18 protein-coding genes are annotated in these 13,207 nt (G+C 36.3%); 2 read left to right on the top strand and 16 right to left on the bottom strand.

All coding sequences use genetic code 11. The features are described 5' to 3' along the window. Window positions 1-2: 2 nt before the first annotated feature. The 16 genes from HSX10_RS03715 to HSX10_RS03640 form a co-directional block, all read right to left on the bottom strand. Window positions 3-293 carry a hypothetical protein gene (locus HSX10_RS03715; protein WP_173586861.1) on the bottom strand — a complete coding sequence of 97 codons (291 nt, stop codon included), beginning with the start codon at window positions 291-293 and terminating at the stop codon, window positions 3-5. Continuing rightward, on the bottom strand, window positions 283-624 hold the full coding sequence (locus HSX10_RS03710; protein ID WP_217363226.1) for a hypothetical protein: 342 nt from the start codon (window positions 622-624) through the stop codon (window positions 283-285). Before HSX10_RS03710 ends, HSX10_RS03715 begins: the two co-directional genes overlap by 11 nt. Further along, window positions 624-833 (bottom strand): hypothetical protein, encoded by a 210-nt coding sequence (locus HSX10_RS03705; RefSeq protein WP_173586860.1) that lies wholly within the window; start codon window positions 831-833, stop codon window positions 624-626. Before HSX10_RS03705 ends, HSX10_RS03710 begins: the two co-directional genes overlap by 1 nt. Continuing rightward, the gene (locus tag HSX10_RS03700) at window positions 834-1,343 is read right to left on the bottom strand and encodes a hypothetical protein (protein ID WP_173586859.1); all 510 of its coding nucleotides are present in this window, start codon (window positions 1,341-1,343) and stop codon (window positions 834-836) included. It abuts the gene before it with no gap. Next, window positions 1,343-2,311: a hypothetical protein gene (locus tag HSX10_RS03695; protein WP_173586858.1), complete on the bottom strand. Its 969-nt coding sequence runs from the start codon at window positions 2,309-2,311 to the stop codon at window positions 1,343-1,345. The genes HSX10_RS03700 and HSX10_RS03695 overlap by 1 nt, the downstream gene beginning before the upstream one ends. Window positions 2,312-2,412: 101 nt before the next feature. After that, window positions 2,413-3,087, bottom strand: coding sequence for a DUF6046 domain-containing protein (locus tag HSX10_RS03690; protein WP_173586857.1), 675 nt, complete (start codon window positions 3,085-3,087; stop codon window positions 2,413-2,415). Continuing rightward, complete coding sequence (locus tag HSX10_RS03685; protein ID WP_217363225.1) at window positions 3,087-5,111, bottom strand: phage tail tape measure protein; 2,025 nt, start codon at window positions 5,109-5,111, stop codon at window positions 3,087-3,089. The genes HSX10_RS03690 and HSX10_RS03685 overlap by 1 nt, the downstream gene beginning before the upstream one ends. Before the next feature lie 183 nt (window positions 5,112-5,294). Further along, window positions 5,295-5,588, bottom strand: coding sequence for a hypothetical protein (locus HSX10_RS03680; RefSeq protein WP_173586856.1), 294 nt, complete (start codon window positions 5,586-5,588; stop codon window positions 5,295-5,297). Then, complete coding sequence (locus HSX10_RS03675) at window positions 5,588-5,998, bottom strand: hypothetical protein (protein WP_173586855.1); 411 nt, start codon at window positions 5,996-5,998, stop codon at window positions 5,588-5,590. Before HSX10_RS03675 ends, HSX10_RS03680 begins: the two co-directional genes overlap by 1 nt. Before the next feature lie 3 nt (window positions 5,999-6,001). Then, on the bottom strand, window positions 6,002-7,222 hold the full coding sequence (locus HSX10_RS03670; RefSeq protein WP_173586854.1) for a DUF2586 family protein: 1,221 nt from the start codon (window positions 7,220-7,222) through the stop codon (window positions 6,002-6,004). A gap of 20 nt (window positions 7,223-7,242) precedes the next feature. Next, entirely contained in the window at window positions 7,243-7,719 is a 477-nt protein-coding gene (locus HSX10_RS03665) for a hypothetical protein (protein WP_173586853.1), read from the bottom strand. Window positions 7,720-7,752: 33 nt separating this feature from the next. Further along, window positions 7,753-8,319 (bottom strand): hypothetical protein, encoded by a 567-nt coding sequence (locus HSX10_RS03660; protein ID WP_173586852.1) that lies wholly within the window; start codon window positions 8,317-8,319, stop codon window positions 7,753-7,755. A gap of 29 nt (window positions 8,320-8,348) precedes the next feature. Next, window positions 8,349-8,780 carry a M15 family metallopeptidase gene (locus HSX10_RS03655; protein WP_173586851.1) on the bottom strand — a complete coding sequence of 144 codons (432 nt, stop codon included), beginning with the start codon at window positions 8,778-8,780 and terminating at the stop codon, window positions 8,349-8,351. Beyond that, the gene (locus tag HSX10_RS03650) at window positions 8,780-9,073 is read right to left on the bottom strand and encodes a hypothetical protein (protein ID WP_173586850.1); all 294 of its coding nucleotides are present in this window, start codon (window positions 9,071-9,073) and stop codon (window positions 8,780-8,782) included. Before HSX10_RS03650 ends, HSX10_RS03655 begins: the two co-directional genes overlap by 1 nt. Before the next feature lie 70 nt (window positions 9,074-9,143). Next, window positions 9,144-10,046 carry a hypothetical protein gene (locus HSX10_RS03645; protein WP_173586849.1) on the bottom strand — a complete coding sequence of 301 codons (903 nt, stop codon included), beginning with the start codon at window positions 10,044-10,046 and terminating at the stop codon, window positions 9,144-9,146. A 6-nt stretch (window positions 10,047-10,052) separates the two neighbouring features. Beyond that, a complete protein-coding gene (locus HSX10_RS03640; RefSeq protein WP_173586848.1) occupies window positions 10,053-11,027 on the bottom strand; it encodes an HK97 family phage prohead protease in 975 nt (324 codons plus the stop codon). Window positions 11,028-11,234: 207 nt separating this feature from the next. On the opposite strand from HSX10_RS03640, the gene HSX10_RS03635 reads away from it, so the two are divergent. Both HSX10_RS03635 and HSX10_RS03630 read left to right on the top strand, forming a co-directional pair. Beyond that, a complete protein-coding gene (locus HSX10_RS03635; RefSeq protein WP_173586847.1) occupies window positions 11,235-11,678 on the top strand; it encodes a DDE transposase family protein in 444 nt (147 codons plus the stop codon). Then, complete coding sequence (locus HSX10_RS03630) at window positions 11,678-13,207, top strand: hypothetical protein (RefSeq protein WP_173586846.1); 1,530 nt, start codon at window positions 11,678-11,680, stop codon at window positions 13,205-13,207. Before HSX10_RS03635 ends, HSX10_RS03630 begins: the two co-directional genes overlap by 1 nt.

Raw genomic sequence — 13,207 nt, 5'->3', positions numbered from 1 at the left:
TTCTAACTTACTATAAATGATGTTTCAATTTGCATGTAACCTATGCCTCCAATATTTGGAGATAAATCTCCAGAGCTTGGAAACTCTTCAGCTGTTGCAGGAAAGTTTAAATCATTAAACTGATCTACAATCTTCTTTCTGGTTATAGGTGAGCTTATGATATCCGTACCAATAGCAACAACATCTGTAACACTTCTATCTGGATTTAATAATGACATCTCAAAAGCATTATCTACACTTCCTGTCTCTTGTATTACCAAATCCCAAAAGTTTTGTCCTTGCTTAGCTATCATAATTTGCTACTATATTTAAAGGTGTGTTTTCATACAAATCAACCTTAGTTACTTTCATACCATCCTTTTGTAATTCTCTTCTAATGGTGTGCCTATATTCTAAATAATCATCACTCAACAACAAGTCTCCAATACCAACTCCTAAATCTTCTCGCCACTTTATTTCTCCAGTGTGTTCAATTAGTATTAAAGCTTTGTTTTGCTGAAGCGTATCTCCAATAACTTCACCTTGTACAATCTTACCATCAGCATCTCTAATAGGATTAATTTTAATATCCATTAAAGTACCTTCATCATTACTATCTATAAGTTGTACACCTCTGCCTTTCATTATTGTATATTTCCTTGTATCATACCTGTAACAGCACCATTAGGCGCAATTAATCCACCTGTATAATTTAATTCACCTTGCTTTACATAATCATCAACTGCATCACTTAAACGAGTAGCAAACTCAGCAACCGATGTATTTTCTCTTTGTAGCATATCCATCAATATGCCTTCAATCTTACCTTTCAGTAATGCTTTATTCAATGCCATTTAAACTGCTTTTAAAATCTTATTAAACTTTGTTTTAAATCCTTCAATTTTTAATACTGTTGGAGGTAATGGTGTACCACTAGGTCCTGCAGGTGTAAACACCTTAAATGTTTTCAATAAATCGTACAGATCAGTAAAAAACTCATGAAACGATACGTCGTTATTTTGTATGGCAACCTTGCCATCTGTACTGTCAATGAAAACCTCTAAACCATTTTGTTTGTAATGCACTTTTTCAACATCATCTACTTTAATCACAGTGAGGTTGTCGAGTTCGCCCGATAAACTGATCAACAAAACCTTACTGCCAACTTTAGGGTAAGCAATCATAAAATCATCACCATCGGTTACTGTTGCTTTAAGCTTTACATTGGTTAATTTTAATCCGCCTTCTAATTCAACATCGCATTGCTCAGCTTGTACAGCTGTAACCGTTGCTTTTATTGGTAGATTAGGGTTTGCGCCAACAATCTCCTTCAGGTATTTCTTTATGTCAGTAATCTTATTCACTAGCTTAATTTTATTCCTGGTGTTATAGTCCGTTGACCTCCCGATTCACTTAATTTTGTTACAACAGATTTGCAGTAATACCAATCCGTTTTGTTTGGATAATCTTCATCCTTAATTCGTAATGAATAGGTTGGTTTTACAAATGGTAATAACCAACCATCATAACTGCCTTCGTAACCGCTTGCACTTCGTTTTAATACTTCAGCATTTGCAATGCGCTCCATAGAAGCTTCATCCATTGCGCCAACTTTAAGCGTTACTTTATCACCTCCAGTTGTTCCAGATACGACCTTACTAACTTCACCTCGTATATTGGTACTCTCAACAGTAACTTCAACTTTATTGTCTAATCTGTTTTTAAATTCTAAACTAGAATTCTCAATATTGTACTGCATACTATAGAGCGCTTCACCACCTTTTTCTACATAAGGTGGATGTATATGTAATTGCTTTAGCTCACTATCAAAATAAATATTAGCCTTAGTTTCATCTTGGAGCTTTTTCAATACATCATAACCTGTGGCTTGGTGTATAGTGAATTTCTCATAGTTAATATCATAGTCACATTTAAGCGTGTAGCTGCTATCTATATTGTCAATTAAATACTGAGCAACTTCTGTTAAAGAGGTCGGTTTCATTTCAATATCTGGTACCCCAACTCTAAACAGAAACAAAGCATCTTCACACAAAATTTTCAAAGAACTATCGTTAGTTGTAATGTCTTTTATAAAACCAACAAACTCAGTTTGCAGATCACCATCGTAACCCATTCTAATAATCACCTCAGTACCTCTACCAATTTTATCATCAAAGTTTAGTACATCATTCATTACAGCTTCAGGCAAAACAATGGTTGCCGTGTCGCTAAGATTATCTACTGAAGAGATTACCTCGCACTCCGACATTAACGCTAATTGATAGCGTTTTTCTGCTGTTTTAAATTCTATGTACCAATCAATGTTAAGCACGTCTTTTTCTTCTTTTTTTTGATGGTTGAGTATTCCAAGCTGTTGGTAACTCTTCCTTTATTTCAAACCATTTTAAACCCAAAACAGGGCAGTAATAAAATCTAATCATCTAGGTCTAGTAATAGTTTATAATCAAAATCGCTATACGCTTTAATCGTATAGGCTTGTACATTTTCGCCTTTGGTAAAAGGGAAACTAAAATCTTCAATTACCAGTTCATTAATCCCTAAAAGCTGTAAGGGTTCGCAATACACTTTTAACGATCTTGGTGCTGTCATAAAATCTCTTAGCTTCTCAAAATCCTCACGAGGAAAACAATTCTCAACATTGCCAGTAATTATTGATCCAATTAAAACACCGGTAATTGTTATGTCATAATCATCTTGTGTCCAGCGTTCTTTTATCTTACCTCCAAGTGCTAAACCATCACTAGTTTTCGCCTTTGCTACAGAACGACGTACAATGGTGTTTTTGCCATTAATATTTATTATAGGCTCATATGGTAACAAATAAGCCTGTCCATCATCCCCAACAAACGAAAACGGAAAGAACTGATCAGAAGCATTAAGCTTCTGGTCAGCTTTCCACAATTCAGCATCCATGGCACGATCTGAATTTTTAATACTAATATTCTGAGACGTTACAGGCAAAAACGGTATCGCAGGTAACACGTGTTTCATTAGCTCGTTTTGTAACGTCGCTAAACGTGGCAAAGCAGATGCACCTTTTGCACCAACTATACTACTAAATATGATACCTGTTTTATCTAATTGCATTAACTTCCTTGTGTTGTGGCAACTGCCAATGTTCTCAATAATGCATCGACACTCTGATCTTGCATTTGCTGTGCGCTATCTTTAAAATCAGCACCTTTAATTTGTAAACCTTCTATTAATGATTTTAAATTAATAGTGATATAATTATGCTTACTACCACCTGTGGCAATAGCTTTATTTGTTTTTTTTGGTGAAGTAGATCCACCACTACCAGAACCTCCAGCTGTAGCACCTCCTAAATTAGCACCAGGAATAGTTGGATCACTAATTCCTTCACCAGCTTCATCCGTTTCAACATCTGTTTTCCACTTTATAGAAGCAGCTGCCATACCAAAAGTTCCTGCAGCTTCTAGTGCTGTTTTCTTTACTTCGTTGGCTTGATCTATTATGGCTTGCTTACGTGCTTCTGTGTCGGCAGTAATCTGAGATATCATTCTTTGATTTTCAGAACTATCACCAATACCTACAGCGTCTTTAAATTCGTACCAACCTTTTTTAATGTAGTTAAGACCAATCATAATCGCATTTACAGAGGTCATAAAATGAAGCTTTATACTTTCTCCAAATAACTTAAACAATAGCTTTCCACCATTTACGGTATGTTGCCATGCTTCGCCCCAACCTTCTGTTTTAGAAACTACCCACGCAATTGCAGCACCAATGGCTATAACAATTGCAGGTATTAAAAAGATAGGACTCATTGCGACATTTAAAGCCCATTGCACACCTGTCCAAACAGATGTTGCTGTAGTTACAATACCTGTCCATAAGGCTTGCATTTTTGTGGCACTTGTAACAAATTGAATAACCTGAGCAAAACCTGCAAAAAGTGGTATTAAGTTTGAAACATCAAAAGCGATATCACCTAATACTTTAGCATAACCTAATGCACCACCTGTGACGTTAAATAGGCTGATTTTTAAATCATCTATCGAAGCTTGAATTCTTGCATTTTTCTCAGCTTGAGATTCCATAACAATAGCTGCCTGATCATAAGCGACATTTGTACCTTGTATTGCCGTGGTTAAACTTTCGGCTCTATCTACAGCAGATAACATCGCAATAGCAGCATTACTATTTTCTTTACCAAACATTTTAGTAATTAATGCCTGGTCATTCATTATACCTTGTAGTGGTCTTAAACGCTCAGATAAGGTTAAACTATTATCTGTTAAAATATTGACATCAACACCAGCTGCTTGTAATTCCTTTTGAACATCTTTTGGCAAAAATCGACCTTGTGCTAATGATGCCATTACGTTACGCAAAGCCACACCACCTTCACTTCCTTTTTTACCTGCTTTATCTAGTTCTTGGATGTATGCATTGGTTTCTGCAAAACTTACATTTGCTGTTTTTGCTGCAAGTCCACTTTGTTCTAAAGCCGATTTAATCTCTGGTAATTCAGCAGAACCTTCAGCAGCTGCTGCTGCCATAACGTTCATCATTAAAGCCATCTCTTTACTGGCTTGTATTGGGTTTTCTGTAGAGACTTGGTATTGATTTAAAGCTGTTGTTAAAACATCGGTTGCTCCAGCTGTATCACCTCCCATAGTTTTAGAGAGTGTACTAACAGCGTTACCCATGGCTTGTAAAGCTCTAGGAGATTTGGCAATTTCAGGATTTAACTTTGAAAGAATAACCTTGTAAGCTTCTACACCATCAGCAGCTTCACCACCAAAAGTTTTAGCATTATCTCTAGCATAACCTTCTATTTCTTTAAGACCAGCACCTGTAACACCTGTAATTGCAGAAAGGTCTGCTAAGGATGAATTCAATTTTAGACCAGGCGCACTCATGGAATCTAAACCTTGAGCAGCGTTTTGCACATTTTGAGTGAATGCTTGTAATCTAACAGCACTAAGTTTGCCGTTAATTTTATCCATTGCACTGCTAAATTTGGTGCGCATGGTTTCCACATCTTTAGAAACTTTATTTAAACCATTATCTAAACGCTCAACAGATGCTGCGACTTTGTCGGCATCTGTCTGGAATTTAATATGGTAATTTAAAGTGTTATCCATTGTGGCTTGTTAAACGGTTTTAGGATTCTTCTGGTCGTTCTAATTCTCTTACGTATTCTAACTCTTTAATACGCATTGCCCATTCTGTATCTGTGAGACTGTCTGGGTCTGAAATACCGAAATAGTAACGCAGTTGTGCGTTACTAATTCGGATAAAATCATTTGGGTCTACTTCAGCAGCCTCTAAAGCTTTTCCACTTCAACCTTGGCAAATTTTAAGAGTTCAATAATGTTATCTCCTAAACCAAGGAAAATATCATCATTGGTTTCTATTTCTTTGTCTCCAGCTAAGTAGCAAGACTTTAAAAGTTGAGCATTAAACTGAGTACCATCTTTAATTTTGGTGAGGTAACTCATCTCTTTTCGCTTTGGTTTACGGTAATAAGCGGCTTTTTTATGTGCTTCAGATTTAAATCTAAAGACATCCCCATGCTCTTGTTTCCAAGCAGCAATTTGGTCTGGTGTTGCTATAAACATTAGGCTTGGTTTTTAATTCTTAAACATACAAATGGCAACTTGATGATGGTGTTTTTATCACCTTGTTTCCATTCCTTACCTGCTTCCGTAAAGCGCAATCCCATAACACGATCAAACATTTGATCATCTCCAGCGTCTGGATTACCATAACCAACTAAGGCATCTAATGACAACCCTAAAATTGTACCGTTACCACTAGTTACCAAAGCTTCGTACTCTGATTGTAAAACTTCTATCTCACCATCAAAAGCAGCATTACCACTTTGTATGCTGTGAGGATATCTACCTTTACCGTAAAGTGGCTCACGCTCAATTTTTTCGGTATATCTTATAGCTTGGATACCTGTAATATCTTTACCACCTAAAATGAGCGTAATATCTGCCCACTCGTATTGTCTTGAATCAAACATATTTTAAACGTTTTCTAAGTTAACTGCATAGCCTAAATTGATTTCGATAAATCGGTTCATCGTTTTTGGGCGTACTCTAATTTTAATATTGGTTCTACTAGTTGCAGATACAACAGCATTTTTATCGAATTCAGCAACCACACCAAAATCATCACGATTGGTGCTATCTCTTGAAATCTCACCATCCATTTGTGCAGCTATCTCACGCTCAATATCACCTTCCACGTTCTTAGCATAGATAGGATCTACCTTACCTTCATTGGTAACATCAAAATCATTTAAGATTTGTTCGCCTGCAATATTGTGTGCAACACGTAAGGCTTTATCAATGACACGTCTGCGAGTAATGTGAGAGTAATCATCATTTGCAGGATCTGTTGCTAATGGATCATCAGAAATCCAATAACCACTTTTACGAATGTGCGTTCTAAAAGTGATGAAACCTTTATCGTGTAAAGCTTCAACATCAAACTCTTCTACTGGTAGATCAACAATGTAAGCTGTTAATGTTGCCAAAGAACCTGTTAAACGTTTACCAGCATTCTCATGCACTCCAATACGAGCCAAACGACCTGCAAGTACACTGGTAGAACAACCGTTAATGGTAACATCGCCTGTGCGCTTTTCTGTATTACCTACAAAAATGCCGACCCTGTTATCACTTCCTTCTAACAAGGTTAATAAATCATCATGCTCACCTGTAAAAGCATACGCTTCTAAAATGGTAAATACTGGAGCAAAGTTTTCTGTCGTATAGAGATCGTTAAACGTTTGCGATTTAGATTTTGCTAATGGCACATCAGCATCCATACCGTTTTCAATTACAACCTCCGTTGTGCCTGCATATGCTGTAAACGAAATACTAATTTCTCCGTTAGAAGCATCATACAATTTCTTTGCTGGTGTAACGCCTGTTGCAACATCTGGTGTAAACCAGAAACTTACTACTTCGGTTTTAGCACGTCCCATTATCCAAAGCTTTGTGCCTTCGCCTGCCTCTTCGTAGAACTTTTCTAACCATCGATACAACACATAGTTGTTTACGTCTGGTAAGATGCCTAAGTTGGCAACATCTGCCATATTCTTAATTTGATAGGCTTTGTTGAGTTCAAATTTATCAACAACAGCAACTGCTGAGGCTAACAAACCAAAAACACCATCAGCAGTTGATACAACTGTATCTAAATTGCCATTGTCAAATTCTATATTTATTCCTGGTAACATCTAGTGTTGTTTTAAATTAATTACTTCCCTTGTCTAGCTTCTGACTGCAAAAACGCAATACGCTCATTACCAGCTTTGATAACTGTTTTAGAGGTTTCATCTTTAATAGCTAAATCAATAGCCTCTACAGTATCAAGCTTTGCAACAGCTTCAGCTCTTAACTCAAAATCCTTTTTGCCACCTGCATTTTCAATAATTGAAATTTGTGCTTTACCAGCTTCAATTACTGACTGCTCAACTTCACCTTCTAATGCCTTGTTAACCTCTTCTACTGTGGTTAATTTTGCAATAGCTTTAGCTCTTAAGATTTCTTCTAAGATTGGTGTTACCTTGTTTTTATTTGGTCGCTTTACTTCTCCGTCGTAAGTCACATCTTTATTTTGATGTGCGTAAGTTTTTGCAGCATCTTCACTAAAAAATTTATGACCATCACTAGTTTCGTAGTAGGCTTTTAGATCTGGATTTAAATCCCAAATACTCTTCTCTTTTTTTGACATAATATTGTGTTTTTATAGTTTGTTAAATGGCATTTAAGCCTTGTTTAATTGGGTTATTTGAATTTGATTATGATCATAATTACCAAACCCGAAAAGACCAGGACTCCCAACCAAAAAAACACTTTTTGTAAAAAGTTGAGTTCGTTGGTAATTTGAACTATAGTCTGCTGTTGGCTTGTTGTAAGTTTCCGTTGCATTGTCGTAGTCTCCTTGTATACCTTTAGCACTTCCTCTAGCTTGTCGCAATAGCATTCTGCTTGTATTGAGTTGCCCTGTTTGCTTAAACTTACTGTAGCTTGTTTGGATGTTATTTGCTGTGGTGTTTCTGAAAGCTTGGATATTAACTGTGATATTTTTGCCGTATCCGATGGTCTTAAAATATGTACTGTATCCAACACCTCCAGCTTTGTGTGTATTGAATCTTGTATTGTTGTAGTCGTTTCTATTGTGCTCGGTAATACGCGAGATTTGCATGATACTATGGATATCAGGATAAGGAATAGAAATAGATGTTTCATCACTTTTTGGGTTTTGGTTTGTTGCTTGTGCTGTTAGGCCTACAAATAGGATAAGACTTAGTGCTAATAATATTTTTTTCATTGGTGTTGGTATTGGTTTTTATTTTATGTTTAAATCGCTTTTAATTGAAAATGCATGCCGTCTGGACGTGTCCATTTACCTCCCCAATCAAAACCAGCATCTGTAAAACAGCATACTAATTGGGCACTCATGGTTGGTGTTTGTCCTAATGCATTTCTTGCTGCATTTATATCTACAGCTATTGCCCAACTATGCAATGACCAACTTTTTAATCCTCGCTTTTTGCGAATATTAAAGCAACCATCCCACGTTTCAATTTCATCACATAAACCTCTGTCTATAATGTTTACAAAGGCTTGTAATAGCGGCTGCTCTAAATCTTTGTTACAATAGATTCTGTTTGGTAATTCTGGTATGGCTTTAGTAATGCTTTTTGGAACGTTAACCAGCACCATGTGCTGATGTTCCATTGCTACATTTGGGCTACCATACTTATCAATACAATCTTTACTTGTAACCATTAGTTGCTTTTGCCGTTTAATTGTTTAAATTTTTGAAGCTGAACTACCAAATCTCTGTTGGTATCCATAAGCTTACTGTGTCGCTCTTCTAAAAGCATTAACTCGCTTATTGCCTTATCTAATCTTGTAGATAAATCATCCAATAAACCTTGGTAATACTTTGAGGCTTTAATCTCGTTTTCAGTATCTAATGCTTTTAAATCTCTCTTACTCTTTTGTCTAGAAAACATCCATGTCACAAAAGCAGTAACAAATACAGTAATAGCATTAAGTATAATAGGGTTTTCTAACATAGTAGTAATTAAAGAAAACAGCCATGCCAATTAAGACATGGCTGTTTTTAGTATTAGGGTATATTTGGGCTTATATAATGGCTCCGATTCTTTTGTTTTGGTAAGGTGTTACCACAGAGTAATGACGTAAGGCATACTCATTGGCTTGAGTTCTTGGCTTCGCAGGATCAAAGTACTGTTTTGTTATACCTGTTTTCTTTGCAATACCTTCTACACCAAATATTACAGAGCCTTCTTTGTCGCCAGCCTCTAGGATTGCTCCATAAGGTTTCTTAGTTACAACGCTGTTATAAATTGGCATTACACCATCGTAGCTATGCAACTCAAAACTTGCTATAACTGGTGCTGGCATACCTGTAGTGTAGTTTACTAACTTATCCCCAAATCGTTTACGATCTAGCAATAAATCATTCCAATGATCTTCACAAAGAACAATACGCTTTTTACCAAAGTTTTTACACGCTTTTTTAGCTGCTACTAAATCTTCGTAGGTCAATCTTAATCGACCATTTTCATCTTCTAATGCATCAGGACCACCTGTAGCATTTAAGATCGGTGTTGCTACTGAGTTTGCTGCTGGAGCAATACTGTGAATGGCTTTTTGGTACTTTCCTACCATTATTGACCTACGCATTGCAGCTGTAGCTGTATCAATAATATCGTAAGATGCCCCCATGGTTTGATCATCTGGTAACGACACTACTTTAGTTTGGTACTTATCCAGAGTAATTTCAATAGTACCATCTTCGTACAACTGTACAGGAATTGGATAGGTCGTATTATTGATTAAGATATCTACCTCAAACATGGTTTCAGGAACATAAATCTTATTCTTTTCAGTCAATTGACCTGCGTTAATCGTTGTAACGTTTACAGGTATTTCTGAAATACCGTTTAGAAACGACGCTACGTCTGCTTCATTTAAAAGTTGGATAATTCTACTCAACCAAAATTCTGGGAAATTTGCTGGCATCTATTTCTATTTTTGGGTTAATAATTTTGCGTAAGCTTCTGGATTGTCATTTTTAAAAGCTAATTGAGCATCTATCGATAAGCTCTGAAACTCTTCAGCAGTCTTAACCTCTGATGGAGAACCAGGATTATCAATCTGAGCACCTAATGATGCTTTTTTAGGCATTGCACCTAAAGTGTCATTTAAAAGAGCTTCGTCTTGCAAGCCTAAAGCCACAAACTTATCTCTGTTTTTAGCTAAGGTTGGGTTAGCCTTAATGGCTAGATCCACCTTTGCTTCAATTCCTTTTTTGGCTGCATCTGCTGCATCACCTTCAAGGATCTCGAGTTTTAACTCTAAAGCTGTTTTTTCAGCTCCTAACTTTTGTACTCTGGTGTTGATATCTTCAACATCATGCTCCAACTCCGTTTCTTTGAAACCTAAAGCCAAAGCAGCTAGTACTGTTAACATCACTTTTTTCATATACTTGTTTTCTGGGTTATTTTCGTTTGGTTTTACTTCCTCAGCATCAACTGGCAAAACTGATAAGCATAAATTTTGTACTTCATCATCTGTTAGTGGTGTTTCACTACCATCTGCATAAAGTCTAATTGAATTAGCATTAGAAGGAACTGCTACAATAGAAACTTCGTATAGCTCACATTTTTCGAGAATTAAGACTCCAGCAACTAGCTTTAAATCTTCACGATTAAAGCTAATTCCCATAGAACAACTCTTTATAAAGCCTCGTTCTACTTTGCCCTCAATAACAGTTACGTTTTCATCTTCGCTATCAAATACAGGCACTCCTGTGAGCAATCCTTTATCTGTAGTGATATTTTCCCAATAGCCTAAAACAGAATGTGTACTGTTATAGTGAGAATCTAGCATTACTGGATTTTTCTTAAACCTTTTAAGGCTAATGCCCTTTGTAGGTATAGAGAAACCGTAACTGTTCTTGACGCTTTCGTCATTAAAGACAAATGGTTTTTTTTTGGGCATTTAGACTAAAATGTGAACATAATTAATTGTTTTTTCCAATAATGGTGAGCACAAATATTGACAGAATAAAAAGCACTCACAAAAAACTGTAAAGCCACTCAACGCAAGTGTTAAGCTAAATTATTGATGTGTTTAGCTGGTTCGCATTTGTTTTATTTTAGAGTCGTTTTTAGTCACTTTTGCTATTCACAAAAGAGATATATAGCAATGCCATTAAAAAAAGATGATGTAAAGGAATTTGCAAAAATGCTGTTTTTGGATACTGACCAAAAGCTAAGCCAGAAGGAGATTGCTACACGTTGCCATGTACGACCTAATACGGTTGGTAAGTGGATTAAAGACGGTGGATGGGAACGTTTACGAAAATCCAAACTAGTTACTAGGCAAGTAATGATCTCTGACTTGTATGATCAGTTAGAATGGCTTAACGATGATATTAAGGCTAGAGACATTAAAGTAGCAACATCTAAAGAATCTAATACTATTGCTGTACTCACATCTGCAATTAAGAAGTTAGAAACGGAAACATCTATTGCTGAAGTTTACGAAGTTTCTACAGGGTTTTTAGAGTATTTAAAGCCTATTGATTTTGAATTGCACAAAAAGATGTTGCCTTATTTCGACGGTTTTATTAACTCAAAAATCACTTAATGAGTAAAGCTGAAGATAAAAAATACTTAAAACTGTGGGAACAGTTTAGAGATAACACGGCTAAAGCTACACCCATTGACCTCAATGAAACTGATGCGCAAAAATCTAAGCGTATGGCAACCTTAGAGGCTAACCCTGAAGCGTGGTTTAAATATTACTTTCCTAATCACTATACAAGTGAGCCAGCAGCATTTCATATTGCTGCGACTAAACGTGTTTTAAAAAATCCTGAATGGTTTGAAGTCCGTTCGTGGTCTAGAGAATGTGCAAAAACAGCACGTACTAGAATGGAGGTGTTATTCCTGGTACTTACAGGTAAAAAGAAAATGGTTCTGTTTGTGTCTTCTACCTTAGATAATGCTAAGCGTTTACTACTACCGTATAAAGTTCAGTTTGAAACTAACCAACGTATTATTAACGATTATGGTGAACAACAAAACATAGGACAATGGGAAGCTGAAGAGTTTATAACAAAAAAAGGTGCTGCGTTCCGTGCGCTTGGTGCTGGCCAAAGTCCTCGTGGAACTAACAACGATTCTATAAGACCAGATGTTATTTTGGTTGATGATATTGATACAGATGAAGAGTGCCGAAACCCTGACCGAATTAAAACAAAAGTGAGTTGGTTATTTGAAGCACTCTACGCAACCAGATCTGTCTCTAAGCCTTTATTATGGATTGCCAATGGTAACATTATTGCAAAATATTGTTGTATTACAGAAATGGCAAAACAAGCCGATAAGCATGATATTATTAACATACGAGATAAAAATGGCATAAGTACATGGATCGCTAAAAACACGGAAGCCTTTATTGATCGTGTACTTTCAAAAATGCCCTGGTCTGCTCAGCAAAAAGAATACTATAACAATCCTGTATCTGAAGGCGACATCTTTAAGGATATTACTTATGGTAAATGTCCACCATTAAAAAGCTGTGACCAAGTGGTTATTTATAGTGATCCATCTACCTCTAATAAAGATCGTGGACGTAATAAGCAAGCCTCTTATAAATCGGTTGGTGTTATTGGCTCTAAAGGACGTAAACGCTATTTGTATTGGATTTGGTTAGAGCAAACCAGTAATGCCAAGTTTGTAGATGCTATGTACGAGGCTTATATATACGCAAAAGCGTTGGGAGTAGATACAATGCGTGTAAGCATTGAGAATAATAGCTTACAAGATCCACATTACCAACAAGTGGTTTTGCCTTTGATTTATCAAAAGTCAGCCGACTATGGTTTTACACTTCCTATTACTGAAGACAAGCGTAAGAAGCCTGATAAATTCTTTAGAATTGAAGGGACTTTAGAACCTCTTAATCGATTAGGTAATTTAATCTTCAATGAAAAGGAAGAGAAAAATCCACACATGAAACGCATGCACGATCAGATGATTAGTGTGAGTGAAAAAGCAACGGTTATTGATGGTCCTGATATGTTAGAAGGTGGTGTTTGGATTATTAACAACAGAGCTATCAGAAAAAACACAAGTTATGTGGTAGCACCAAAAAACAATAGAAAATATTAA

This window comes from Winogradskyella undariae, assembly GCF_013285155.1.
Taxonomy (GTDB): Bacteria; Bacteroidota; Bacteroidia; order Flavobacteriales; family Flavobacteriaceae; genus Winogradskyella; species Winogradskyella undariae.
This window is presented reverse-complemented; position numbering and strand designations above follow the sequence as displayed.

Bases quoted from the DNA above. Each gene is read 5' to 3' on its own strand.
- HSX10_RS03690 (WP_173586857.1), bottom strand. From the start codon at position 3,087: ATGCAATTAGATAAAACAGGTATCATATTTAGTAGTATAGTTGGTGCA.
- HSX10_RS03665 (WP_173586853.1), bottom strand. From the start codon at position 7,719: ATGTCAAAAAAAGAGAAGAGTATTTGGGATTTAAATCCAGATCTAAAA.
- HSX10_RS03635 (WP_173586847.1), top strand. From the start codon at position 11,235: ATGCCATTAAAAAAAGATGATGTAAAGGAATTTGCAAAAATGCTGTTT.
- HSX10_RS03655 (WP_173586851.1), bottom strand. From the start codon at position 8,780: ATGGTTACAAGTAAAGATTGTATTGATAAGTATGGTAGCCCAAATGTA.
- HSX10_RS03660 (WP_173586852.1), bottom strand. From the start codon at position 8,319: ATGAAAAAAATATTATTAGCACTAAGTCTTATCCTATTTGTAGGCCTA.
- HSX10_RS03685 (WP_217363225.1), bottom strand. From the start codon at position 5,111: ATGGATAACACTTTAAATTACCATATTAAATTCCAGACAGATGCCGAC.
- HSX10_RS03680 (WP_173586856.1), bottom strand. From the start codon at position 5,588: ATGTTTATAGCAACACCAGACCAAATTGCTGCTTGGAAACAAGAGCAT.
- HSX10_RS03705 (WP_173586860.1), bottom strand. From the start codon at position 833: ATGGCATTGAATAAAGCATTACTGAAAGGTAAGATTGAAGGCATATTG.
- HSX10_RS03715 (WP_173586861.1), bottom strand. From the start codon at position 293: ATGATAGCTAAGCAAGGACAAAACTTTTGGGATTTGGTAATACAAGAG.
- HSX10_RS03710 (WP_217363226.1), bottom strand. From the start codon at position 624: ATGAAAGGCAGAGGTGTACAACTTATAGATAGTAATGATGAAGGTACT.
- HSX10_RS03645 (WP_173586849.1), bottom strand. From the start codon at position 10,046: ATGCCAGCAAATTTCCCAGAATTTTGGTTGAGTAGAATTATCCAACTT.
- HSX10_RS03670 (WP_173586854.1), bottom strand. From the start codon at position 7,222: ATGTTACCAGGAATAAATATAGAATTTGACAATGGCAATTTAGATACA.
- HSX10_RS03640 (WP_173586848.1), bottom strand. From the start codon at position 11,027: ATGCCCAAAAAAAAACCATTTGTCTTTAATGACGAAAGCGTCAAGAAC.
- HSX10_RS03675 (WP_173586855.1), bottom strand. From the start codon at position 5,998: ATGTTTGATTCAAGACAATACGAGTGGGCAGATATTACGCTCATTTTA.
- HSX10_RS03650 (WP_173586850.1), bottom strand. From the start codon at position 9,073: ATGTTAGAAAACCCTATTATACTTAATGCTATTACTGTATTTGTTACT.
- HSX10_RS03630 (WP_173586846.1), top strand. From the start codon at position 11,678: ATGAGTAAAGCTGAAGATAAAAAATACTTAAAACTGTGGGAACAGTTT.